The organism is Pectobacterium zantedeschiae (genome assembly GCF_004137795.1).
In the GTDB taxonomy this organism is placed as follows: Bacteria; Pseudomonadota; Gammaproteobacteria; order Enterobacterales; family Enterobacteriaceae; genus Pectobacterium; species Pectobacterium zantedeschiae.
In genome coordinates this window covers 192,364-216,924 of sequence record NZ_NWTM01000002.1, presented here as the reverse complement: position 1 = coordinate 216,924, position 24,561 = coordinate 192,364, and the positions used below count along the sequence as shown (strand labels likewise).

At 53.0% G+C, this 24,561-nt stretch carries 20 protein-coding genes; 12 read left to right on the top strand and 8 right to left on the bottom strand.

The features are described from left to right. Positions 1 to 41 precede the first annotated feature (41 nt). Complete coding sequence (gene sltY / locus CLR69_RS15620; RefSeq protein WP_422762872.1) at positions 42 to 1,967, bottom strand: murein transglycosylase; 1,926 nt, start codon at positions 1,965 to 1,967, stop codon at positions 42 to 44. 355 nt (positions 1,968 to 2,322) lie between these two features. On the opposite strand from sltY, the gene ettA reads away from it, so the two are divergent. Then, on the top strand, positions 2,323 to 3,990 hold the full coding sequence (gene ettA, locus CLR69_RS15615) for an energy-dependent translational throttle protein EttA (RefSeq protein WP_129706879.1): 1,668 nt from the start codon (positions 2,323 to 2,325) through the stop codon (positions 3,988 to 3,990). A gap of 114 nt (positions 3,991 to 4,104) precedes the next feature. On the opposite strand, the gene CLR69_RS15610 is transcribed toward ettA, so the two are convergent. Both CLR69_RS15610 and CLR69_RS15605 read right to left on the bottom strand, forming a co-directional pair. Then, complete coding sequence (locus CLR69_RS15610) at positions 4,105 to 5,808, bottom strand: methyl-accepting chemotaxis protein (protein WP_129706881.1); 1,704 nt, start codon at positions 5,806 to 5,808, stop codon at positions 4,105 to 4,107. 255 nt (positions 5,809 to 6,063) lie between these two features. After that, a complete protein-coding gene (locus CLR69_RS15605) occupies positions 6,064 to 6,969 on the bottom strand; it encodes a LysR family transcriptional regulator (protein ID WP_129707196.1) in 906 nt (301 codons plus the stop codon). A gap of 119 nt (positions 6,970 to 7,088) precedes the next feature. Between CLR69_RS15605 and CLR69_RS15600 the strand changes: the two genes are divergently transcribed. Beyond that, the gene (locus tag CLR69_RS15600; RefSeq protein WP_129712257.1) at positions 7,089 to 8,090 is read left to right on the top strand and encodes a zinc-binding alcohol dehydrogenase family protein; all 1,002 of its coding nucleotides are present in this window, start codon (positions 7,089 to 7,091) and stop codon (positions 8,088 to 8,090) included. Between the two features lie 66 nt (positions 8,091 to 8,156). Here CLR69_RS15600 and serA read toward each other — a convergent pair whose 3' ends face one another. Both serA and rpiA read right to left on the bottom strand, forming a co-directional pair. Then, on the bottom strand, positions 8,157 to 9,389 hold the full coding sequence (gene serA, locus CLR69_RS15595) for a phosphoglycerate dehydrogenase (RefSeq protein ID WP_129706885.1): 1,233 nt from the start codon (positions 9,387 to 9,389) through the stop codon (positions 8,157 to 8,159). A 294-nt stretch (positions 9,390 to 9,683) separates the two neighbouring features. After that, a complete protein-coding gene (gene rpiA / locus CLR69_RS15590; RefSeq protein ID WP_129712258.1) occupies positions 9,684 to 10,343 on the bottom strand; it encodes a ribose-5-phosphate isomerase RpiA in 660 nt (219 codons plus the stop codon). Between the two features lie 239 nt (positions 10,344 to 10,582). Between rpiA and CLR69_RS15585 the strand changes: the two genes are divergently transcribed. After that, entirely contained in the window at positions 10,583 to 11,476 is an 894-nt protein-coding gene (locus CLR69_RS15585; protein ID WP_129706889.1) for a LysR family transcriptional regulator ArgP, read from the top strand. A 98-nt stretch (positions 11,477 to 11,574) separates the two neighbouring features. Here CLR69_RS15585 and CLR69_RS15580 read toward each other — a convergent pair whose 3' ends face one another. The 3 genes from CLR69_RS15580 to CLR69_RS15570 form a co-directional block, all read right to left on the bottom strand. After that, positions 11,575 to 12,300, bottom strand: a complete 726-nt coding sequence (locus CLR69_RS15580) for an oxidative stress defense protein (protein WP_129707198.1) — start codon at positions 12,298 to 12,300, stop codon at positions 11,575 to 11,577. Between the two features lie 192 nt (positions 12,301 to 12,492). Further along, positions 12,493 to 13,107, bottom strand: coding sequence for an arginine exporter ArgO (gene argO, locus CLR69_RS15575; protein WP_129712259.1), 615 nt, complete (start codon positions 13,105 to 13,107; stop codon positions 12,493 to 12,495). Positions 13,108 to 13,228: 121 nt separating this feature from the next. Then, positions 13,229 to 14,047 (bottom strand): IclR family transcriptional regulator, encoded by an 819-nt coding sequence (locus tag CLR69_RS15570; RefSeq protein ID WP_129712260.1) that lies wholly within the window; start codon positions 14,045 to 14,047, stop codon positions 13,229 to 13,231. Between the two features lie 466 nt (positions 14,048 to 14,513). Here CLR69_RS15570 and CLR69_RS15565 point away from each other — a divergent pair, with 466 nt between their 5' ends. From CLR69_RS15565 to ulaD, 9 genes are all read left to right on the top strand, one after another. After that, positions 14,514 to 16,043 carry a sugar ABC transporter ATP-binding protein gene (locus CLR69_RS15565; RefSeq protein WP_129712261.1) on the top strand — a complete coding sequence of 510 codons (1,530 nt, stop codon included), beginning with the start codon at positions 14,514 to 14,516 and terminating at the stop codon, positions 16,041 to 16,043. A gap of 87 nt (positions 16,044 to 16,130) precedes the next feature. Next, positions 16,131 to 17,261 (top strand): ABC transporter permease, encoded by a 1,131-nt coding sequence (locus tag CLR69_RS15560; protein ID WP_129712262.1) that lies wholly within the window; start codon positions 16,131 to 16,133, stop codon positions 17,259 to 17,261. Positions 17,262 to 17,275: 14 nt separating this feature from the next. After that, positions 17,276 to 18,376, top strand: coding sequence for an ABC transporter substrate-binding protein (locus CLR69_RS15555; protein WP_129712263.1), 1,101 nt, complete (start codon positions 17,276 to 17,278; stop codon positions 18,374 to 18,376). A 14-nt stretch (positions 18,377 to 18,390) separates the two neighbouring features. Then, positions 18,391 to 19,236, top strand: a complete 846-nt coding sequence (locus CLR69_RS15550) for an SMP-30/gluconolactonase/LRE family protein (RefSeq protein ID WP_129712264.1) — start codon at positions 18,391 to 18,393, stop codon at positions 19,234 to 19,236. Positions 19,237 to 19,493: 257 nt separating this feature from the next. Beyond that, positions 19,494 to 20,492, top strand: coding sequence for a 3-dehydro-L-gulonate 2-dehydrogenase (gene yiaK / locus CLR69_RS15545; RefSeq protein ID WP_129712265.1), 999 nt, complete (start codon positions 19,494 to 19,496; stop codon positions 20,490 to 20,492). Between the two features lie 14 nt (positions 20,493 to 20,506). Then, complete coding sequence (locus tag CLR69_RS15540) at positions 20,507 to 20,980, top strand: NanQ anomerase/TabA/YiaL family protein (protein WP_129712266.1); 474 nt, start codon at positions 20,507 to 20,509, stop codon at positions 20,978 to 20,980. A gap of 121 nt (positions 20,981 to 21,101) precedes the next feature. After that, on the top strand, positions 21,102 to 22,403 hold the full coding sequence (locus CLR69_RS15535) for an MFS transporter (RefSeq protein WP_129712267.1): 1,302 nt from the start codon (positions 21,102 to 21,104) through the stop codon (positions 22,401 to 22,403). After that, complete coding sequence (locus CLR69_RS15530) at positions 22,400 to 23,908, top strand: FGGY-family carbohydrate kinase (protein WP_129712268.1); 1,509 nt, start codon at positions 22,400 to 22,402, stop codon at positions 23,906 to 23,908. The genes CLR69_RS15535 and CLR69_RS15530 overlap by 4 nt, the downstream gene beginning before the upstream one ends. Further along, positions 23,905 to 24,561 carry a 3-keto-L-gulonate-6-phosphate decarboxylase UlaD gene (ulaD, locus tag CLR69_RS15525; RefSeq protein WP_129712269.1) on the top strand — a complete coding sequence of 219 codons (657 nt, stop codon included), beginning with the start codon at positions 23,905 to 23,907 and terminating at the stop codon, positions 24,559 to 24,561. The genes CLR69_RS15530 and ulaD overlap by 4 nt, the downstream gene beginning before the upstream one ends.

Genomic DNA, 24,561 nt, shown 5'->3' with positions numbered 1-24,561 from the left:
CAGCATAGCACAATTTCAGGGTGCGATCGCAACGCCTCGTCTCAATAACGCCGTTGCCATTCTGCATCCGTCAGCACATTGGCTGGCTGATGCAGGAAGTAGCGGTAGAAGACGTCGTAGGCCAGCACATTTTTCACGTAACCCCGTGTTTCCGAAAACGGAATACTTTCGATAAACGCAACGGGATCGATGCGTCCCGCGCTGTTTCTCAACCAGGTATTCACGCGCGACGGCCCGGCGTTGTAGGCCGCGGAAGAGAGAATACGGTTACGGCCAAATGTCTGATACACGTACTCCAGGTAGCTTGTTCCCAACAGAATATTCGTCTCAGGATCCAACAGCTGACTGCTGTTCGTGTAGAACGCGATATTGCTCATTTTAGCGGTATGCTGCGCCGTCGCGGGCATCAGTTGCATCAGGCCCGATGCACCAACGGGCGAGCGCGCTTTCGGGTTCCAGGCACTCTCCTGACGGGCAATCGCCATTGCATAACTCTGGCTAATGCCTTTCCCCTGTGTTTCACGGCGGAATTCGTCATTCCAGGCCAGCGGGAAACGCTCTTCCAGGTGATCCCACAGTTTCGCAACAATCGTCGCCTGCACGCTCAAATCCGCCCAACGCTGCTCAAACGCATAGCGAGCCAGCGCTTCCTGCTGCGGTTTGCTGCGATTAGCCACCAGCCCAACCCACTCGCTGCGCGCCAGATTATCCATTTGCCAGAACATCAATTCCCGTACGCGTGTGACTTCCGGCAACTGAGACAAAGAAGGATCGGGCTTCACCGCCGTCATGATGGTTATGGGATAGCGCTCGTTCAATTTCTGCGCCGCCGCCATGGGGTAGAACCCGCGTTCCTGCATCAGGCCACGTAATATCGCCTCACCTTCCTGACGTTTGCCCTGATCCAACAGCGCCGCAGCGCGCCAGTAACGCCATTCGTCTTTTTGTAACGCATCCGCTGGTAAGCGCGCCATCCAGCTTGTCAGCCCCTGACGATCGCCTGCGCCCAACGCCATGCGCACCCGACGTTCCAGCAGCGTAGTCGACGTACTCCGCCGTACCACGTCATCCCGCCACTGTGCCTGCTCCGGTGTGGCGTCGTTACCCATCAGACGCCAGGCAATGGTTTCTTCCATATCCTGACGTTCTGCCGCGCTCATTTTCTGCAAACGAGCAATGACCGGCAGCATCGAACGGGCATTATCCGTATCCTGACGCGCCGTGCGCGTAAAGGCTGATAGCGTCACTTTACGGGTGAAACCCGTTGGCCCGACAGTACGAGCGAAGCTCTCCAGCGAATTCGGATCGTTCTGAAGTTTCAGCAGCGCATCACCCATCGTTTTATAGTCGGCGGGTAACTGCTTGATGAGGTAACTCACCAAACTAGGACTGCTTTCATCCATCGCCAGACGAGCGCGTTCGAGCGTCGTCAGCGGCGTCTGTTCGCCCGCTTGCTGCCAGGCAGAGAAGAGTTTATCGCACACGGTAGGGAGAGAACGCCCAGTCAGCCAGATATCACGCGTGGCTTCCCACACGCCCTGACGCTGGCCTGTTGCCCATTGGGCGTAATAGAAATTACAGCGAGCGCTAACTGGCTTCGGCGGCTGTGGGCTAAATGCCAGCAGCCCGATCCAGTCCTGACGACGGGCAAGTTCATTCACAAAGCTGGTATTGAGATTACGGGCTGGCGGCAACGTCGGATGCGTTGCCATAAACTGCTTCACCTGCGTCGCGCTGACTTGGCTCAGATCCTGCGTGAGCGAGCGGTATTCAAGATAAGGATAAAGCGGGTAACTGCGCAGCGTCGGCATCAGCTGCGCCACCGTGTCCATTTGGCTGCTGTCCCATGCTTGCTTAACCTGCTGATAGCGCTGACGTTGTTCGTCCAGAGAATCTGCCAGCACATGACCGGAAGCCCCAGCCAGACATATCGCCGCAACGGCGTACCACCAATGACCCGCTTTCATCACCTGCATTAACCTCATCCGTTATCGAACTTGCTATCGGCATCCTTCATCGTATCGATACCCCTATCCTATCGGGCAGATCCAGTGTGGCACATCATGCCAGACAACGATACGCCGATCCGCAAACCGATTCTGAAATTCATCAGGCGGGTCTACGTCTCAGATCGGCCATGGCAAATCGCCGGATAGCTGGGATCGCGGGCTGAAACCCGCTACACTTCATACTTAGAATAATCGATCCGCTGCCAAAGCGTTCCCTTGGCAGCATGAGTAGTATTCAGTAGCACAGTGCTACACATCGTCACCCGCTTAGGTGTGACAAATCATAGAGATAAGAGAGAGGCGAAGTCGCAACGTGGCTCAATATGTTTATACCATGCATCGCGTCGGTAAGGTCGTTCCGCCGAAGCGTCACATTCTGAAAAACATCTCCCTCAGTTTTTTCCCCGGTGCCAAGATCGGCGTGCTGGGTCTGAACGGAGCCGGTAAATCAACGCTGTTGCGTATTATGGCTGGCATTGATACGGACATCGAGGGCGAAGCTCGCCCACAACCAGGAATCAAAATCGGCTATTTGCCGCAGGAACCACAGTTAAACACGGAACACACTGTACGTGAGTCTGTGGAAGAAGCGGTGTCTGAAGTCGTGACGGCGTTGAAGCGCCTCGATGAAGTCTATGCGCTGTATGCCGACCCGGATGCAGACTTCGATAAACTGGCTGCCGAGCAAGGTCGTTTGGAAGAAGTCATTCAGGCGCACGACGGCCATAACTTGAATAACCAGTTAGAGCGCGCGGCGGATGCCCTGCGTCTGCCGGAGTGGGATGCGAAAATCGCAACCCTGTCTGGGGGTGAACGCCGCCGTGTGGCGCTGTGTCGCCTGCTGCTGGAAAAACCAGACATGCTGCTGCTCGACGAACCAACCAACCACCTGGATGCCGAGTCGGTAGCCTGGCTGGAACGCTTCCTGCACGACTTCGAGGGCACCGTGGTGGCGATTACCCACGACCGTTACTTCCTCGATAACGTTGCGGGCTGGATTCTGGAACTGGACCGTGGTGAAGGCATTCCATGGGAAGGTAACTACTCTTCCTGGCTGGAGCAGAAAGATCAGCGTCTGGCACAGGAAGCCTCTCAGGAAGCGGCACGCCGTAAATCCATTGAGAAAGAGCTGGAGTGGGTGCGTCAAGGCGCTAAAGGCCGTCAGTCCAAAGGTAAGGCTCGTCTGGCACGCTTTGAAGAACTGAACAACACGGAATACCAGAAACGTAACGAAACCAACGAACTGTTTATTCCGCCTGGTGCCCGCCTTGGCGATAAAGTGGTGGAAGTCACCAACCTCAGTAAGTCTTACGGTGAGCGTCAGCTCATCGATGGGCTGTCTTTCTCCGTACCGAAAGGTGCGATTGTCGGCATTATCGGCCCGAACGGTGCCGGTAAATCGACCCTGTTCCGCATGATGTCCGGTCAGGAACAGCCAGATAGCGGCGCGATTGAGCTGGGTGAAACCGTAAAACTGGCATCCGTCGACCAGTTCCGCGACGCGATGGACAACAGCAAAACCGTCTGGGAAGAAGTCTCTGGCGGGCAAGACATCATGCGTATCGGCAACACCGAAATGCCTAGCCGCGCCTATGTTGGCCGTTTCAACTTCAAAGGCGTTGATCAGGGTAAACGCGTTGGTGAACTATCCGGTGGTGAGCGCGGTCGTCTGCATCTGGCGAAGCTATTGCAGGTAGGCGGCAACGTACTGCTGCTCGATGAACCAACCAACGACCTGGATATTGAAACCCTGCGTGCGTTGGAAAACGCCCTGCTGGAATTCCCTGGCTGTGCCATGGTGATCTCGCATGACCGTTGGTTCCTCGACCGTATCGCAACGCACATTCTGGATTATCAGGATGAAGGTAAAGTGGAATTCTTCGAAGGTAACTTTACCGAATACGAAGAGTACAAGAAGCGTACGCTGGGTGCCGAGGCGCTGGAACCTCACCGTATCAAATACAAGAAGATCGCTAAATAAGCCGTCATCAAACGTCATAAACAAATGGCCCGCAATGCGGGCCATTTTTTTCCAGTCATACACGTCATACTTCAAGTTGCAGAGGTGTTGGCTTCGCTCACTTACTTGAGGGAATCAGAACGTTTCCCAGTTTTGATTATCGCTGCCTTTTTTGCTGGCTCCGGCGATTGCCATCGCAGGCGCTAAGCGCGGCTGAGGCGCAGCTTTTGGCAATGACGATCTCACTTGCTGGACCACACCGGACAGTTTGAATACCGCAACAGCCTGCGTCAAACGCGCCGCCTGTTCTTCAAGTGAAACTGCTGCTGCCGATGCTTCCTGTACTAATGCCGCATTTTGCTGCGTTGCACTATCCATTTCAGACACGGCCTGACTCACTTGTCCGATGCCACGGCTCTGCTCATCAGAAGCGGAAGCAATTTCCCCCATGATGTCAGTCACGCTGACGACCGCACGAACAATCTCGCCCATCGTTGTGCCAGCTTGCGCCACCAGCCCAGAGCCGGTATCCACCAGCCTGCCTGATTCGCCAATCAGCGTTTCGATTTCTTTCGCCGCCTGCGCACTACGTTGCGCCAGATTGCGAACTTCACCCGCTACGACGGCAAAACCACGCCCTTGTTCGCCTGCCCGCGCCGCTTCTACTGCGGCGTTCAGCGCCAGAATATTGGTCTGGAAGGCGATGCTGTTAATCACGGACGTGATCTCGGAAATACGTTTTGAGCTAGTGGAAATATCCTGCATGGTGTCCACCACGCCTTGCACAATTTGTCCGCCCTTCTCCGCTTTTTCAGAGGCATTTTTTGCCAACTGGCTGGCGTGATGAGCATTGTCAGAGTTCTGTTTCACGGTTGCGGTCAGCTGTTCCATGCTCGCGGCGGTTTCTTCCAGAGCGGCGGCCTGCTGCTCAGTGCGCGAAGAGAGATCGACGTTGCCCGCTGTAATTTCTGACGATCCTTGATAGATCGAATCCGCGCCTTCACGCACGATCGTCACCGTATCTGTCAATTCTGCCTGCATATTCTGGATGTTCGTGCCCAGAATACCGATCTCATTACGCCCCATCGCCATGGGCGGCAGTGTCAGGTCACCCGCTGCAATTTTCTGAATACGCTCAACCAGTCTATTGATTGGCGCAAGGATCACATTGCGCACCATGATGTACGCCATGATTGCCATAATGATGGATAACGCAAACGAACCTGCCATCATCCAGTATCCCAGTTGAGCGTTCTGTTCCGCCCGCAGATTGATATCCTGTGCAGCTTTTGTCAGCTCAGTCACTTTTTTACGCACTGGAACGCTAAACGCTTCATCTAGCGTGCGCGCCAGCGTACTTTCCAACGACACCAGATCTTCAAATTCACCATCACTCGTGGCTTTCTGCATCACAGCAATCGCATTATCACGATAGTTGTTATAAGCCTTGAGGATATCGTCGTCCAAGGCCTTTTCACTCTCCAGTCTGTCTGGACGCGCGAGATATTCATCAAGGCGTTTCTGTGAGGCTCTGACTCGACCAGCAGCCTGATCTGAAGCCGCTTTAAATACCTCATGATCGCTAATACGGTTCGCCGCACCCGCCTGAATAAGCAGTAATCTGGCAACACGTAACTGATCGAGGCTACTGCTGACACCAGCCCGAATATCAGACAGCTCATTAGCCTTATCCAGTGAATCATTACTCTGCTTTAAGAAATAGCTCGCTGTGCCAATAGAAAGCGCAAAGAGAATCAGGATAATTGAAAAAAGAGTAATAAATAACGATACGAGACGTATATTGTTGATGTAACTCAACTTCTCTTTTTGAACAGACATCGATTGCATTCTCATTTTCACCATCACTGGTATACATTATCTCTATCACTAATCAGTGTGACAGAGCCCGAATATCACCGTGACAACAACGCCACGCAGGACACGCCTTTCATAAAAAGTCAAAAGGAACCAAGATTGTTATCGGCATTCCAAGTCTAAAACGTATCTAAAATAAGTTGACAGAAATCACGTTTCAATAAAAATTTATAATTGAACATAAAAATGAAACAAAAATCTCTGCGCAATATATCACTGTTACTTTTTCAAAAGTATTGAGTAATCATCCAACGCACGATGCTGTAAAACGAAGTCGATAAAACACGCTAAAGCTGGCGAATTTAACTTGCGGCTGGGGTACACCAGATAAAGCTCATTGGCTTCTGCCTGCCAATCCGGCAAGACCCTGACCAACTTGCCAGAAACGGCCTCATCGCGGCAGAGAAAATCCGGCAATAGCGTAATCCCTGCGCCCGCAATAGCGCACTCGCGGGCATAAAGCAGGTTATCCGTAATATGCGCTTCAGGCAGTAACCAACGATAGAACTCTGAACCGCGGTGAAGGAGCCACTCTGTCCAGGCATGATGCGCAATGCAGCGATGTTGCTGGAGCTGCTGTGGATGAAGCAATGCCGGATGCCGTGCAAGATAGTCAGGCGATGCCAGCAAATATCGCGGAGTCTGCCCAAGCGAACGTCCAATAAGCGAAGAATCGTGCGGTTTACCAGTACGAAAAGCGACATCAAAACCTTCCTGTACCAGATCGGTTACCGCATCTGAAATCAGAACATCCAGCGACACCGCCGGAAAGCGCTGCTGAAATTCGGCGGTGAGCTGTGCAAGCAGCGTAGAACCTAATCCTGCCGGGCTGGTAATGCGTAGCCGCCCGCTCGGATTATCACGCAAGTGCTGTACGGCGAGATCGGCACGTTCACTGGCTTGCAGCATCTCCTGACAGTGAATCAGATAACGTTCACCAGCAAACGTCAGATTTAGCTGGCGCGTCGTTCGGTTAAGCAGTCGCAGGCCAATCTGCTGTTCGAGCTGGCTAATACGCAGACTCAGGCTGGACTTTGCCAGCCCGGCTTTTCGCGCCGCCTGTGTAAAGCTGCCGCACTCGGCCACCAGCGCAAACAGCGCCATATCCTGCAATTGTTTAAACATCATTGTTCACCATAGACGAACACTTCATTATTTATTGTCCATCTTATCAGTCCTATCTCCGTGTTCTACACTTTGCTCTATTCACAAGACCGCATTCTGAAAATAATGAGGAAAACACTATGACCGCTCATGCAATAGCCGTTGATCCACAACAGCCAGAGAATTTCATCGCCATCACGCAGGACATCCCTGAGCCCGGTGAATACGATTTGTTGATCGGCGTACAAGCTATTTCCGTTAACCCGGTGGATACCAAGGTTCATGCCGGATTGCGTCAAAATGGGTTACAGCAGCCAAGAATTCTCGGCTGGGATGCCAGCGGTATTGTGCTGAAAACCGGCAGCGCCGTTAGCCACCTTCAGGTAGGCGATGAAGTCTGGTACGCAGGCGATATCACACGCCCCGGCAGCAATACCACACATCAGTTGATCGATTCACGTATCGTGGCACGCAAGCCCGTATCTCTGGATTGGCCGGCTGCGGCTGCACTACCGCTCACGGCGCTGACCGCATGGGAAGGGTTGTTCGAGCACCTGAAAATACAGCAGGCGGATAGCGAGAAAACACTGCTGATTATCGGCGGCGCGGGCGGCGTAGGCTCCCTCGCAATTTCTCTGGCGGCATTACGCAGCTCGGTGAACATCATCGCCACCGCGTCGCAGCCGGATTCGGCGGAGTGGTGCCGCCAGCGCGGCGCACATAAGGTCGTGAATTACCGCAATCTGGTCGAGGAACTGGCAAAGGAAGGAATCAAGCAGGTCGATTATATTTTCTGCCTGAACGACACCGACGGCCACTGGGATGCCATTAGTAAGCTGATCGCGCCAATGGGACACATCTGTACCATCGTGGAAAACAAAAACCCGCTCGACCAAACGGCGCTAAAACTCAAAAGTGCAGCGCTACATTGGGAACTCATGTTTACTCGCAGCATGTTCACCACGCCAGATATTGCGGAACAGGGGAACATTTTGCACGAAGTCGCGCAGTTGGTTGATGCAGGAAAACTTCAGGGTACCGCTAGCGAAACGCTACAAGGGTTAACGGTAGAAACGTTGAAGCAGGCTCACGATAAAGTGCTGGAAGGGCACATGCGCGGCAAGATCGTTATCGCGCTTTAATAACGCAATCAGCCCCTTTCGGGGCTGATTATTTACAGAGCAATTCACTCACTGTTCAATCAGACATCAGAACAGCAGACGGGCACGAATGGTGCCTGGAATCGCCTTCATTAATTGCAGTGCCGTTTGCGCACCGTCGGTTTCGACGTCAATCACCACATAACCAATTTCCGGTGTCGTTTGCAGATACTGGGCGGCGATGTTAATGCCCTGCTCAGCAAAGATCTGGTTAATTTTGGTAATAATACCAGGACGATTTTCATGGATGTGCAGCAGACGGCTCGCGCGTGCGCCATGAACAGGCAATGACACTTCCGGGAAATTCACCGCAGACAGCGTAGAACCGTTATCTGAATATTTCGCCAGTTTTCCAGCGACTTCATCACCGATATTTTCCTGTGCTTCCTGCGTGGATCCGCCGATATGTGGCGTCAGCAGCACGTTGTCAAACTCACACAGCGGCGACAGGAAAGGATCGCTGTTGGTTGCCGGTTCCTGTGGGAATACGTCAATTGCCGCACCGGACAGATGCTTGCTGCTCAACGCTTCGCACAGTGCAGGAATATCAACCACCGTACCGCGAGCGGCATTAATCAGAATTGCACCCGGCTTCATCAGCGCCAGTTCTTCCGCGCCCATCATATCCTGCGTGCTTTCATTTTCCGGCACGTGCAGGCTCACCACGTCGCTCATATTCAGCAAATCAGACAGGTGGCGCACCTGTTGAGCATTGCCCAGCGGCAATTTACTTTCGATATCATAGAAGTAAACGTGCATACCCAGGCTTTCAGCCAAAATACCCAACTGCATACCAATATGGCCGTAGCCGATGATCCCGAGCTTTTTGCCGCGAGCTTCAAACGATCCCACAGCCAGTTTGTGCCAAATACCACGGTGTGCTTTCGCGTTCGCCGCTGGGATACCACGCAGCATCAGCAACATTTCGCCGATCACCATTTCTGCCACAGATCGGGTATTGGAAAAAGGTGCATTAAACACTGGGATACCGCGTTTGGTCGCGGCCGACAGTTCAACCTGATTAGTCCCGATACAGAAACACCCTACCGCGATCAGTTTTTCCGCAGCAGCAAAAATCTCTTCTGTCAGATGGGTACGCGAGCGGATACCCACAAAATGCGCATCGCGGATAGAAGCTTTTAATGCTTCAGGATCCAGCGCGCCTTTGTGGAACTCGATGTTGGTGTAACCCGCTGCACGCAGGTTATCCAGCGCGCTCTGATGCACGCCTTCCACTAACAGAAACTTAATCTTGTCTTTTTCCAGTGATACCTTTGCCATTTCCCGACCTTATTTTCAGACTTCAAATGTGACAGAGTGCTAAATAGCCTCTGCCAACATAACAAAAATTACGCAGTCAGCAATACAAACGATTGCTTCGCCCGAATCGCGCCACAGAGAAGCGCACCTGATTTACGGCAAAAAATATTGCCAAAGATGTGCATCGCCATATCGGCGATAAACAAAATAAGAAAATGTGATATTAAGTACCAAAAATGAGCTGTTAACTAAATAGATTTTTTTAGCTAAAAAATTTCTGACGTGGACGTCAACCACGTCAGAACGATGATGCACTCATTTAACGACGGTTTTTACGCCATCAGCCGTGCCGACTAACGCCACATCCGCACCGCGGTTAGCAAACAACCCAACGGTCACGACACCTGGGATACCATTAATGTGGTTTTCTACCGCAACCGCATCCATGATATTCAGGTTGTGTACGTCCAAAATGACGTTGCCGTTATCCGTCACCACCCCCTGACGATATTCAGGCTGACCACCCAGCTTCACCAGTTCACGCGCCACGTAAGACCGCGCCATCGGAATAACTTCAACCGGCAATGGGAATTTACCTAGCACATCCACCTGCTTTGATGCATCAACAATGCAAATGAACTGGCGTGACAGTGCCGAAATGATTTTCTCACGCGTTAACGCCGCACCACCGCCTTTGATCATCTGCATATGGCCGTTGATCTCATCGGCACCATCGACGTAGACATCCAGCGAATCGACCTCATTGGCGTCAAAGACGGGGATACCCAGACTTTTCAATTTTTCCGTTGAGGCATCCGAGCTGGAAACCGCACCTTTGATTTGATGTTTTATCGAACCCAGCGCATCAATAAAATGTGCTGCCGTCGATCCGGTTCCTACTCCCACAATGGTGTCAGGGCGAACGTAGTCAAGCGCTGCCCATCCCACTGCTTTTTTCAGTTCATCTTGCGTCATAATCTGCTTTTGGCCTGTAGAATCGATATACGAAAACGTGTGCGTATTATAGAACATGCGCGTTGAGGAAAGCGTGCAATTCGCCTCACCATCGATGCATTATTTCACACACGCAATTTCACTCGCACAGTGCTGAATCGTGATTTCACATGACAGTCGAAATAAGATTTCTGCATGGCAAATCAGCAAAATGTGGCATAGTGAAAAAAAACAGACTCATTCAGGGGATTTTGACTTTCATGAAACGCCCGGACTATCGAACGCTTCAGGCTCTGGATGCCGTCATCCGCGAACGTGGTTTTGAACGCGCTGCCCAAAAATTGTGTATTACCCAATCTGCCGTTTCGCAGCGTATCAAACAGTTAGAAAACTTGTTCGGCCAGCCGCTGTTGGTCAGAACCATTCCCCCTCGCCCTACGGAACAAGGGCAGAAGCTCCTGGCTCTGCTTCATCAGGTAGAGTTGCTGGAAGAAGAGTGGCTGGGAAATGAAACTAACAGCGATATTCCACTGCTGCTATCGCTGGCGGTGAACGCCGACAGTTTGGCAACCTGGTTGCTGCCCGCGTTACAGCCGGTGCTGGTAGATTCACCGATTCGCCTTAATTTGCAGGTAGAAGATGAAACGCGCACGCAGGAAAGGCTACGTCGGGGTGAAGTGGTCGGTGCGGTGAGTATTCAGTCTCAGCCGCTGCCAAGCTGTCTGGTGGATAAGCTGGGCGCACTGGATTATCTGTTTGTCGCATCACCCACCTTTGCCGCTCGCTATTTCCCGAATGGCGTGACGCGCTCGGCGCTGCTACGCGCACCCGCCGTCGCCTTCGACCATCTGGACGATATGCATCAGGCTTTTTTACAGCAGAACTTTGATTTGTCACCGGGCAGCGTTCCCTGCCATATCGTGAATTCGTCGGAAGCGTTTGTACAGCTAGCCCGCCAGGGCACGACCTGCTGCATGATCCCGCATCTGCAAATCGAGAGAGAACTCGCCAACAACGAATTAGTCGACCTGACGCCGGGGCTGTTTCAGCGTCGGATGCTCTACTGGCATCGCTTTGCACCAGAGAGTCGGATGATGAGGAAAGTGACAGATGCCCTGCTCTCACACGGCCATCAGGTACTGAGGCAATCGTAACGTACTGAAGATGATACTGGCGTCGCGATCGTGATAAAGAGCAACAGGCCTGTCTGAGCAGGCCTGTTGTACGAACAACGCGCTAACACATCCCTTATTTATTGCGCGCGCTGCAACTCAAACACGACATCCACCTGATCGTCAAAGTGAATGGTTTGTTGTTCATAGGTTTGCGCCGCTTCACTTTGCACCGCCGCATCTGCCGCTTTAAACATCCGGGCCATTGGCATAGGCTGATAGTTGGCAACATGGTAGCGAACGCTGTAGATCGGCCCCAGTTTGGCGTTGAAGCCCTGCGCCAGCGCAGCAGCCTGATTTGTCGCCTGCTCGATGGCTTTCTTACGCGCTTCGTCACGATACGTTTCTGGATTAGCAACGCCTAATTCTACCGTGCGAATTTCATTCAGCCCCGACTTCAGCGCACCATCCAGCAGTTCGTTCAGTTTATCTAACTGACGCAGCGTCACTTCCACCTGACGCACCGCACGATAGCCTTTCAGCACCGAACCGCCTGTTTTCAGATAGTCATATTCTGGCTGCGTACGTAAATTAGCGGCATTAATGTCTTTTTTCTCAATGCCATTTTTACCCAGAAAATCAAAATATTGTGCAACGCGAGCATCAACCTGCTTTTTCGCATCCGCCGCATCCTTTGATGACACACTCACTTCAATTGCCAAACGCGCAATATCTGGTGTCGCGTCTACGCTGGATGTCCCCGACGTCACGATATGCGGACCATCCGGCAGTTCCGCAGCCTGTACAGCCATCGACACGCCGCCAAATCCTACTGCGGCGGCCAGCGCCAGTGCATTTAGCTTCATCATACCTCGCTTCACACTCTCTCCTTACTGATGTTTCGTCACGCATGTGGCTCAGCAGATTTTTACTGCCTCAGCACAGCACGTTCCAGAATGAAAGATACAAGAAGGGTATCTTTTACCAGACAACATAACGTATTACCGACTCCACACAATATAGGTGAATTTCTGAAACGTAGCGTAAAACGATGTCATTTATTGCCAGCCATGACGTGCTAACTGCAAAGCAATTCCCCACATCACCACACCGACACAAAAGTTGATACCTCGCTGTACCCGCGGTGTATTCAGCCACGGAGCCAGCCAGGCTGCCAATAACGCCAGCGCAAAGAACCAGGTAAAGGAAGCCGTTATCGTGCCCAGTGCAAACCAGCTTCGATCATCATCCGTAAACTGGCTCCCCAGGCTCCCCAACACCACAAAGGTATCCAGATAGACATGGGGATTAAGCCAGGTCACAGCCAGCATAGTGGCAATAATCCGCCAGCGGCTCTGCTTCATCACGTCAGCGCTGGCTAGCACAATATTCTTGCTGAAAGCCGTTTTCATCGCCCCCCAGCCGAACCAGAGTAGAAATGCGACACCACCCCAGGTCACTGCCCCCAATAACAACGAAGACTGGCTGAGCAACGCGCTACCGCCAAAAATACCCGCGCTAATCAACACCATGTCACTCACAGCACATAGCAGCGCCACCATCAGGTGATACTGTCGGCGAATTCCCTGATTCATTACGAATGCATTCTGTGGACCCAGTGGCAGAATCATTGCCGCCCCTAATAGAGCGCCTTGCAGAAAAACAGCAAACATGACTTTCCTCGTAAATAAAGCGCCAGTAGCGGCGCATGCGCGATTTCACACGCGCATCATACGAAGGGAAAATCATTAGATGAAATGGATATTTCTAATCAGGCATTAGTCAGTCTAATGCTCAATCGGGGGTGACAAATCCCAGTTCCAGAGAAATACGCTGGGCGGTAGCGATAACCGGCTTAACCAGCGATTTCATACCGATTTGCTGTAGCTTGGCGGTAGGCAGCGATACCGATACCGCATAAGGAACGCGCTGCTGAATATCAAATACCGGTGCAGCAATGCAGGATACGCCGAGCTCATTTTCCTCGCGATCCATCGCCAATCCTTTCTGACGAATATCTTCCAGCTCTTCATACATCTTCGGCAGCTCTGTGATGGTATTCCGCGTGAGGGGCTGAATATCACTCTGATGAGTTTGCCAATAGTACGCAGGGTAGTCGCTGTTACCATACGCCATAAAAATTTTGCCCATGGCGGAGCAATAAAGCGGCATATGCTGACCGATGTAAGCGCGGGTGCGCATCATGCCCGTCGTCGGCTCCAACTTGTAGATCAGGATGACGTGATCGTCTTCACGGCTGGAAAAGTTCACCGTTTCACCCACTTCCAGATTCAACTGCACCAGATGAGGCGAAGCGACGTGAATAATATTCAGAGAAGACAGTGCCTTCTGCCCAATGGAGATAAATTTGGTCGTCAGACGATAGCTGCCTGGTGAAGGTGCCTGCGTGACATAGCCACTGGTATGCAGCCCCTGTAGCAATCGGTGTACGGTACTTTTGTTCATTCCCGCCAGTTCAGACAGATGGGCGAGTGGACAGCCGTTAGGAAAATTACTCAGAATTTCAATCAATTGTAAACCACGAAATAGACTCTGACTCCCCAGCGGTTTTTCTTTTTGATCGTCTTTCTCATTAACAGCTTTCGGGCTCATAACTGATCTCCAGAATAAGGGGCTAGGCAATGCTTGCGCAGAAACCGCTGCAACGCAGTGTGTCGCCGCCATCCATTTCGCTTAAGAATAACAATGTTACCGCAAGGTCTGCATGAGTTGAAGTGGAACGCCGTTTCATTGTCGGCATGACACCCTGAATACGCAACTTTCCCCTGTCCATGAAGTGAGCAGTACATCACAAATACGAAACAACAAAAATAATCTATTGTTTTTAAAGGAAATTAAAAATCCCTTTGCCTTTGCTTTAGCGTAATCTTCGGTATATTGTTTTTGAAATTGAATTTCGCATATTGAAATATATGGTTTATTAAAACGACAATTTGTTGCTGATTTCGTTCCTGCCATACCACATTCAGGGGGTTATACCGCCCTGAATCAACGGGAACAGGTTGCTTACCGATTTTGCACCGCATCGCAGCGTGTGCTGAACACAAGGGCGCATCACATGAATCAAATCAATGCGGATCAACCCATACTTGCACTTAGCCATATCACTAAACGCTTTGGCGGCAACATTGCAGTTAATGATGTCAGTCTTCAGGTTATGCCGGGCGAGGTACTCGCACTGCTGGGCGAAAATGGCGCGGGGAAATCGACACTCATTAAAGTCCTCGCAGGCGTCTACCCCCGCGATAGCGGCGACATTCAATTCCGTGGAACCAGCATAACGTCAGCCGCAGCGATAAAAAGTGATGGCCTCCAGCCTATTGCGTTTATTCATCAGGATCTGGGGCTGATCGAGTGGATGACCGTGGCGGAAAACATGGCACTGGTCATGGGGTTTCCACGCCGTTTTGGATTAATTGACTGGCGGGCGATCCGCCAGCGTGCCAGCCAGGCGCTACAAGATGTCGGGATCGCACTCGATCCCGATGCCCGTGTGTTCGAACTCTCGCGCACGGAAAAATCACTACTCGCCATCGCGCGAGCCGTCGCTGTGAATGCCGAGCTGCTGGTGCTGGATGAACCCACCGCCTCGCTTCCGGCAAATGATGTCCGCCATCTTTTTTCCGTTATTAACCGACTTCGTGCGAAAAAAGTGGGCATGATTTACGTCACTCACCGACTGGATGAAGTGATCGACATCGCCGATCGCGTCTGTGTCATGCGCGATGGCCGCTATGTCGCAGGCGGTAAAACGGCGGATTATTCGCTGCGCGATCTGGTGCAATTGATTGTGGGTGAAGCCATGCCCGGCGATCAGCGTGAACCCTTACCTGCACCTTCCTCTCCCGTTCTACAGGTAAAAAACGTCACGGTAGGCGATATCGGCCCGGTCAGCTTTAACCTGCAACCGGGGGAAATGCTCGCACTGGCTGGTCTGCGTGGCGCAGGTCAGGAAGAGATAGGCCGTTTACTGTTCGGGCTACGCCAATGCGACAGCGGAGAAATTCAGTTTCGTGATGCACCTTACCACGCCAGTTCACCGCAACAGGCGATGGCTCACGGCGTATCGCTGGTCGCAGGCGATCGCACCAATGAAAGTCTGGTGATGTCGATGAGCGTACGCGAGAACCTATTTATCAACCCCTGCGCCAGCGGACATAAGCTCTTTTCCCGCTACAGCCGCCGCGAAGAGATAGGGGCAAGCTGGTGGAAAGTACAACTGTTCGATGTGCGCCCCAAAAACGTCAATATCGACATCAGTGCGTTGTCCGGCGGCAACCAACAGAAAGTGGTGATGGCACGCTGGATGCACCTTGGCGCACCACTGCTGATCCTGGAAGATCCCACCGCAGGCGTTGATGTCGGTGCACGTGCCGAAATTTACCATCTATTGAATAAGTCACTGGCGGAGGGTGTTGCGGTACTGGTGATCTCCAATGATTTCGAGGAAATCGCCCACATTTGCAATCGCGCACTGGTTTTCAATCGGGGCAATGTCGTCGGCGAACTCAAAAATCAACAGGTCTCTTTCGCCAACTTATTGGAACTGGCATCTGCCAGCACGGGAGAAACCACGGCTTCGGCCTGAATGGCACGTTATTGCACAGGCGAACTGAATCAACAGTAAAAAAATTCAGACGCTCACACAGCCTCACCTGTTCGAAGGAAGAAAATAATGTCTAATAAAACATCAGTAAAATCAACGGCGCTAGAGCAACGAGTGAGTCTGGCACAGGATGGGGCTGGTCCCTGGCTGATGCAAATTCTGACCCGCTATGGCCTGCTGCTACTGTGCATCGCGCTGGTTATTCTCTTTTCACTCGCGACACCGTCATTCGCGTCCATGTTGACGCTACAGGCAATCCTCTCCAGCAAAGCCAAAATCGCCCTGCTGGCACTGGCCGCAACGATTCCTATGATCGTCGGAAAAATCGATCTCAACGTCGGTTTCGGCATCGTGCTCTGGCACATTCTGGCGATTACGCTTCAGGTGGAATACGGCTTCTCATGGCAGATGGCGGTGCTGACGGTACTGGTCATTTCAGCGCTATATGGCTTGCTCAACGGCATTCTGGTGGCATTGGCCGATATCGATAGCTTCGTCGCCACGCTGGGCTCCGGCACCGTACTGTACGCCGTAGCCCTGTGGCATTCAGGCGGCCGCCAAATCGTCGGCGATCTACCTGATGCATTCATTGCTCTGCATCATACTGAGATCGGCGGAATCCCTATCGTGGCCTTCTATGTCCTGCTTGTCGCCATTGTCTTATGGCTCGTCACTGAACATACGCCGCTCGGCCGCTGCATGTATGCCGTTGGGGGCAATCCGGCCGCAGCACGGCTCAATGGGATTTCCGTTAATCGTTTTACTATCGGTGCCTTCATCACCTCCAGCGTATTGACTGGCTTTAGCGGCGTGTTGATCGCCGCAGAACAAGGGGTCGGACAGGCAAGCGTCGGTATGGATTATCTCTTACCTGCGCTGGTGGGTGCATTCCTTGGTAGTACCACGCTTCGCCCCGGCCGAGTGAACGTCTGGGGAACGGTTATCGGTATCGCCATTCTTGCGATTGGCATCGCTGGTATCCAGCAATTTGGCGGCGAATTCTGGGTTGAACCGTTATTTAACGGAGCCACGCTGCTGCTCTCCATCACGTTGGCAGGCTATGCCCAGCGCCGCCGTTTACTGAATCAAAAAGCCGTACAACGCCGTCAGGCAGACACACCCCAGCGCCACCACCAGGAGTCTTCTCACCAGAAAAACACGCCACCAGAAAACAATAACCATAACGTGACACATCCCTAACAGGAGCACACCCTATGAAACGTTTTTTGCTGTTATCAGGACTGACCACCGTGTTATTAAGCAGCCAGCCAACATGGGCTGACAGCTATCTCGATCAGGCAACGGCAGCCGTTGCAAAAGCGACCGCCAGCAGCACGCAGTGGGACGGCCCGACTCAGGGGCCGCAGTTACAGCCGAATAAGAAGATTATTTTTATTGCTTCCGATATGAAAAATGGCGGCGTTCAAGGCGTGCAGCAAGGGTTGAGTGAGGCAGCCAAAGCCGCAGGCTGGAAGCTGGAAACGCTGGACGGCGGCGGCTCGGTCAAAGATCAGTTGGCCTCGCTCAATCAGGCGATCGCTCAGAAGCCAGATGGTATTGTTATTGGTGGTTGGAACCCGAATGTCGCCAAAATCCCGCTGAAGAAAGCCATTCAACAAGGCATTATTCTGACGGCATGGCATGCCGTACCCGAGCCAGGCCCCCTGCCTAAATACGATATTTTCTACAACGTGACATCCGATTCGAATGATGTTGCCCGCATCGCCGCGCAATACGCCGTCGTAAAATCAGGTGGAAAAGCCAATGTCTTAATCTTTACCGATTCCCTTTATCAAATCGCTCTTGATAAAGCCAACGTCATGAAAGACGAAATCGGTAAATGCAGTGGTTGCAAGGTAGTGGAATTCATCGACACACCGCTCGCCGATACCGCAAACCGCATGCCTGCCATGACGTTTAGTCTGTTGCAGAAATATGGCGACAGCTTCCAGTATTCGCTGGCAATTAACGACCTGTATTTTGATTTCATGGCTCCGTCGTTAAAAACGGCCGAGAAAGGCGGTAAAAATGCACCGTACAACATTTCGGCTGGCGATGGTTCCATCTCTGCCTATCAACGTATTCGCTCTGGCGATAGCCAATCCGCCACCGTGCCCGAGCCTCTGAAGCTGCACGGCTGGCAGTTACTGGATGAGTTTAACCGCGCCTTTGCCAAGCAACCGCCTTCTGGCTATGTCACCCCAGCGCATTTGGTGACAGCCGAAAACGTCGCGAACGATGGCGGTAATAACAACCTGTATGACCCAAAAAATGATTATCAAGGCCATTACCGGGCAATCTGGGGTGTGAAATAAGTGGAGAGCCTCGCATGACACAACAACTTGAGCGTCTGTGTTCTCCCGCCATCTGGGCCGAAGGCCCAGTATGGTTGCCGCAGCAGGATGCTGTGGTCTTTAGCGATGTAAAAGGAAACCGGATGTTTATCTGGTCGCGTAATGGCGACGTCACTCTCTGGCGCTTTCCATCCCACTACGCAAACGGCAATGCACTTGATGCGCAAGGACGCGTCGTGAGCTGCGAGCATGGTCGGCGTGGTATCAGTCGTCGTGAGAATAATGGTGATATTCACGTCCTGGTCGACCGCATTGACGGGAAACGCTTCAACTCGCCAAACGATGTGGCGATCCGTAGCGATGGCACGATCTGGTTTACCGATCCGCCCTACGGCATTACCAGCGATGACGAAGGCTACAAATCAGAAAGCCAGGTCATTGGCTGCTATGTCTACTGTTTCGATCCGCGCGATGGCTCACTCAGCATCGCGGCCAGCGATCTCCAGCGCCCGAACGGGTTGGCATTTTCGCCAGATGAAACACATTTATATGTTGCAGACATGTCGATTATTGATTTCCCAACGCTGGGTCGCCGCGATCTGCGAATTTATCCGGTTGAGGGAAAGCATCTGGGGGCGGGACAGTTTTTTGCCCACGTAGAGCCGGGCGTTCCCGATGGCTTCTGTGTTGATCGTACTGGCAACCTATTTTGCAGTTGCGCTGACGGCGTCCTGGTTTTTAGCCCTGATGGCCATCAGATCGGCAAAATAGACGTACCGGAGTGCGTGTCCAACTGCACTATCGGAGGGCCAGAAGGGAATGAACTGTACATCACGGCCACGACGTCGCTTTACCGTATTGGGGTAGAGTCGTACCGGTAAAACCGCGCGTGTGGGGTAATTAACAGGGGGAGCCTCTCCCCCTGCTTTCTCACGTCTGTATTCCGTGTACCGCCCAAAATGCGGCACCGATCACAAAGTCATCATATTAAAATAACCACTTGTTTTTTAAATAAAATTTAACCCTCCCTCGTTTTGACTTCATGCAAGCACAGGTATAGCATTTATTTGAAATGCAATTTCGCATAATGAAATATGACGAACAAAAAGCAATCCAACCATCGTCACGGAGACGCGTTATGAGAGTGAGCTACAACGACCTTAAGCAACAGTTCAAACGTGTTTTACTGGCGCGCAATGTGGCGGAAGAGACCGCCGATGCCTGCGCGACGCTGTTCGCCGATACTTCCGCCGACGGTGTTTATTCTCACGGTGTAAACCGCTTCCCACGCTTTATTCAGCAGTTGGACGCTGGCGACATCGTCCCCGATGCTGAACCCAGCAAGCTGCTCTCACTCGGAGCCATCGAACAGTGGGATGCCCATCAGGGCATTGGCAACCTGACGGCTCGCCGCATGATGGATCGCGCTATGCAGTTAGCCGATACGCACGGTATCGGTCTGGTCGCGCTACGCAATGCTAACCACTGGATGCGCGGCGGCGGCTATGGCTGGCAAGCCGCCGAGAAAGGCTATATCGGTATTTGCTGGACTAACTCGATCGCCGTTATGCCACCGTGGGGAGCAAAAACTTGCCGCATCGGTACTAATCCGCTAATCGTCGCGGTTCCCGGCAACCCGATCACCATGGTGGATATGTCGATGTCGATGTTTTCCTATGGTGCGCTAGAGATAAACCGACTGGCAGGCAAAACCTTGCCAGTTGATGGCGGATTCGACAACGACGGTAATTTGACCCGCGATCCGGCCATTATCGAGGAAAACAGGCGCATCCTCCCAGCCGGCTACTGGAAAGGATCGGCACTGTCTATTGTGCTGGACATGATCGCCACCCTACTGTCCGGCGGGGCATCTGTCGCAGAAGTCACGGAGGATCATCGTGATGAATATGGCGTGTCTCAGGTCTTCATCGCCATTGAGATCGATAGGCTGATCGACGGTAAAACCCGCGATGAAAAACTGAAACGCATAATGGATTACATCACCAGCGCCGAGCGTACCCAGCCTGATGTCGCTATCCGTCTGCCGGGCCATAAGTTTCCGCGTATTCGCGAAGAAAACTTGCGCGATGGCATCCCGGTTGATGAACGCGTGTGGGCACGCATTCAGGCGCTTTAACAAGGAGACGTCCCATGATCTTCGGTCACATCGACAATACATTTTTTGGTCAGCACCCTGCGCCTGTCGCCCGTGCGCTGGCCTACCTGCAAAAAACCGACTTCAGCGCCTTACCGGCTGGCCGCTACCTTGATGAAGAGACAGGCTATACCGTTCAGGTACTGGATCTACACACGCAGACTAAAAATGACTTACGCCCCGAAGTCCATCGTCACAATATTGATGTGCAATTTTTAGTCAGCGGAACCGAACTGATCGGTGTGGTAACAGATAACGGCCGTAATCCGGTATATCAGGAATGGAACGAAGTACGCGACATCTTGTTCTATCAGGATGTTGATGACGAGTCCTGGCTGACCATGCATTCCGGCAACTTTGCCGTGTTCTTTCCTCAGGATGTGCATCGTCCAGCCTGTATTCACGAGCAGCCCTGCGCAATCCGCAAAGTAGTGGTGAAGATACCGATGGCACACTTTCACGCTCCCTAATCGTTTCTGATTTTGCCATGTAACGCGACACATGCCTGCGGGCATGTGCGGGGATTGCTACGCGCGAAAAAGCCCAAAATGAAGCACGTCATGCACGCAACATGTTGAAGGATAAAGTGATATGAATACAGCCACGGTTTCTTCTAGCCAGCGCACAGCGGCAAACATTCCTCGATTACGCTGGTTGCGGATCGTACCGCCCATTTTGATTACCTGCATTATTTCCTATATGGATCGCGTCAATATTGCCTTCGCGATGCCGGGCGGCATGGATGACGAACTGGGTATTACGGCATCAATGGCCGGACTCGCAGGCGGGATCTTCTTTATCGGCTATCTGTTTTTACAAGTGCCGGGCGGCAAACTCGCCGTGCACGGCAACGGTAAAAAGTTTATCGGCTGGTCACTGCTGGCCTGGGCCGTCATTTCGGTGTTAACCGGTCTGGTAACCAATCAGTATCAGTTGCTGTTTTTGCGCTTTGCGCTCGGGGTATCTGAAGGCGGTATGCTCCCAGTGGTACTCACGATGATCAGCAACTGGTTCCCAGATAAGGAACGTGGCCGCGCCAACGCGATTGTCATCATGTTTGTACCCATCGCCGGAATTTTGACCGCCCCGCTTTCTGGCTGGATCATCACAACCTGGGATTGGCGCATGCTGTTTCTGGTTGAGGGAGGGTTCTCGCTGGCAGTTATGCTGCTGTGGTGGTTGACCATCAGTAACCGTCCACAGGAAGCGAAATGGATTTCACAGGCAGAAAAAGAGTATCTGATCAACACGTTGCAGGAAGAGCAAGCGGCACTGCAAGGCAAAACCGTTCGTAATGCCTCCCTAAGCCGGGTATTACGCGAAAAGTTGATGTGGCAGTTAATCTTGGTGAATTTCTTTTACCAGACAGGTATTTACGGTTACACCTTGTGGTTGCCCACCATCCTGAAAGGGCTGACCAACGGTAACATGGAACAGGTCGGCATGCTGGCTATTTTGCCTTATATCGGGGCGATCGTCGGCATGTTCACCATCTCCTACCTGTCCGATAACTCAGGAAAACGTAAGGTCTTCGTCGCGTTACCACTCGCCTGTTTCGCCATTTGCATGGCACTGTCCGTCTTGCTCAAAAGCCATATCTGGTGGTCCTATGCCGCGCTGGTCGGCTGCGGCGTCTTCATTCAGGCCGCCGCGGGTGTGTTCTGGACCATTCCTCCCAAGTTGTTTGATGCCGAAGTCGCGGGTGGCGCTCGCGGTGTCATTAATGCGCTCGGCAACCTCGGTGGCTTCTGCGGCCCTTATATGGTCGGCGTGCTGATTTCAGCCTTTAACAAAGACGTTGGCGTCTACAGCCTGGCTATCTCACTGGCGATTGCCGCCGTACTGGCCATGATGCTGCCACCGCGTTGCGATGAGTCCACGGAGGCAGCATGACGGACTATTTTCTGGGGCTCGACTGCGGCGGCACCTTTATCAAAGCCGGGATCTATGACGTCACCGGAACAGAGTACGGCATCGCACGCCGCAACCTGCCGATTACCACACCGCAACCCGGTTGGGCAGAGCGCGATATGCACAGCCTGTGGCAGACCGCTGCTGAGGTGATTCGTGAACTGTTGGACAAAACGGCGATCCCCGCCAGCGCTCTTTCCGGCATTGGGATCTCTGCGCAGGGCAAAGGGCTATTTCTGCTGGATAAGCATGACCAGCCGCTAGGCAATGCGATGCTGTCGTCCGATCAGCGGGCGCGTGAACAGGTTCTGGCATGGCAGCAGGCGGGAATACCACAAGTGCTTTATCCTCAGACCCGTCAGACGCTGTGGACAGGTCATCCGGTTTCGCTACTGCGGTGGCTCAAAGACCACCAGCCAACACGCTATGCGCAAATCGGTACGCTCTTCATGGCACACGACTACCTGCGTTTCTGCCTGACCGGAGAACGGGCTTGTGAAGAAACCAATATCTCCGAATCCAACCTCTACAACATGGACACAGGCCGCTACGATCCAGCACTAGCAGAACAGCTCGGGATCGCGGAAATCATCAGCGCCTTACCGCCGATCATCGGCTCTACGGATATCGCAGGCCGTATTACTCCAGAAGCGGCACAGCTAACCGGGCTGCGGGCGGGAACCCCCGTCGTCGGTGGGCTATTCGACGTGGTTTCCACCGCCCTGTGCGCAGGCCTTCAGGACGAGACTCGACTCAATGCCGTGATGGGAACATGGTCTGTCACCAGCGGCATCACCGACACCCTCGCCGATGGCTACGACCATCCCTTCGTTTATGGCCGCCATGCGGAAGCAGGACGCTACATCGTGCATGAAGCCAGCCCGACGTCTGCTGCCAATCTTGAATGGTTCTGCCAACAATGGGGACTGAGTGACGGTTTAGGGGTCGATTATGCCCAGCTCAACTGCTGGGTTTCGGATCTGCCTAAAGCAGCCAGCACCCTGCTATTTGTTCCGTTCTTGTATGGTTCCAATGCCGGGTTAGGGCTCAGTGCCAACTTCTACGGCCTGCAAGCGTTCCACCGACGCGAGCATCTTGTTCAGGCCATTTACGAAGGCGTGGTGTTCAGCCACATGGCGCACCTGAATCGTATGCGTCAGCGTTTCCCTCACGTGGACGCGTTGCGCATCACCGGCGGCCCTGCCAAGTCGGTTCCCTGGATGCAGATGTTTGCGGACGTCAGCGGCCTGCCTGTCGAACTTCCACAGGTAGAAGAAACCGGCTGTCTGGGTGCAGCGATGGCGGCGATGGTCGGCAGCGGTGCTTTTAGCGATGTCACCGCCGCTCAGCGAGCACTCTCACCACGGATTACCCGCCTTACCCCAGATGAACACGCTCGCACGGCCTACGACAAAAAATACCAACACTATCAGGCGCTCGTCGACGCGTTAAAAGCGCTGCAACCCGCCGGTAAGGAGAAACCATGACAACGCAACCCCGCCTGCAACTGGCGCTCGACCACACCCGACTGGATGCCGCACTCACCACTGTGGAACTGCTCCACCCCTACGTCGACATCATCGAAGCGGGCACCATTTTGTGTATCAGCGCAGGTATCCAGAGCGTCAGCCAATTGCGTGAGCGCTGCCCTCACCATGTGCTGGTAGCCGATCTGAAAGTCGCTGACGCGGGCGCCACGCTGGCAGAGCAAGCCTTTTCCCACGGCGCAAACTGGATGACCGTGATCTGCGCCGCGCCGTTGCCCACGATGGCCAGCGCACTGGAAGTGGCAGATCGTCATCGGGGAGAGATCCAGATTGAGCTATTCGGTCGCTGGACGCTGGAAGATGCCAAAGCGTGGCGCGCACTGGGCATCAAACAAGCGATTTACCACCGTGGCCGCGATGCGCAGGCCAGTGGCCAAACCTGGGGCAAGCAGGATCTGGACACGATGAAAGCCCTTTCTGACCTCGGCATCGAGCTCTCTATTACCGGAGGAATTACCCCCTCAGATCTACCGCTATTCAGCGATATCGCCGTCACGGCATTCATTGCCGGACGAGCGCTGGCGGATGCACCTGACCCAGTAAACTCGGCTCGCCAATTTCGCGCCGCCGTTGACGCCATCTGGAGGCCTTAA